Consider the following 794-nt stretch of genomic DNA (forward strand, 5'->3'; position numbering starts at 1 on the left):
ACCCCGGAGGACACCCGGGACTACTACCGGGGGCTCATCGAGCAGGGGAGCCGGGGCGGGCCCAACCTGGCCTTCGACCTCCCCACCCAGTGCGGCTACGACTCCGACCACCCCCTGGCCGAGGGGGAGGTGGGCCGGGTGGGGGTGTGCGTGGACACCCTGGCCGACCTGGAGATCATCTACGAGCCCTACCGGGGGGACCTGGACCTGGACCGCATCGCCTCCAACTTCACCATCAACGCCCCGGCCAACGTGATCATCGCCATGTACGCCGCCCTGGCCCAGAAGCGGGGCATCCCCCTGGAGAAGCTCCGGGCCACCCCCCAGAACGACATCCTCAAGGAGTACGTGGCCCGGGGGACCTACATCTTCCCTCCCCGCCCCGCCCTGCGCATGTTCCGGGACAGCCTGGTCTTCATCACCCGGCACATGCCCAACGTGAACATCACCAGCATCGGCGGCTACCACATCCGGGAGGCGGGGGCCACGCGGGAGCAGGACCTGGCCTTCTCCATGGCCATCGCCTCCGAGTACCTCCGGGTGGGGGTGGAGGCCGGGCTCCCGGTGGACGAGTTCGCCCCCCGCTTCACCTTCAACGCCTTCGGGGGGTCCATGGAGATGCTCAAGGAGATCGCCTTCCAGCGGGCGGCGCGCCGCATGTACGCCCGCATCCTCCGGGAGCGCTTCGGGGCCCGCGACGAGCGGAGCATGCGCATCCGCCAGGCCCTGGGGGCCCACATCGGCCCCTCCTCCACCACCCTTAAGCGGCCCCTGAACAACCTCACCCGGGCGGT

At 70.2% G+C, this 794-nt stretch carries 1 protein-coding gene; it reads left to right on the forward strand.

Annotated features, from left to right (window positions below; translation table 11 throughout):
• The coding region (locus tag AC01Y6_RS10695) for a methylmalonyl-CoA mutase family protein (RefSeq protein ID WP_476671510.1) at nucleotides 1-794 on the forward strand (794 nt) is incomplete at both ends.

The organism is Thermus sp. (assembly GCF_056332225.1).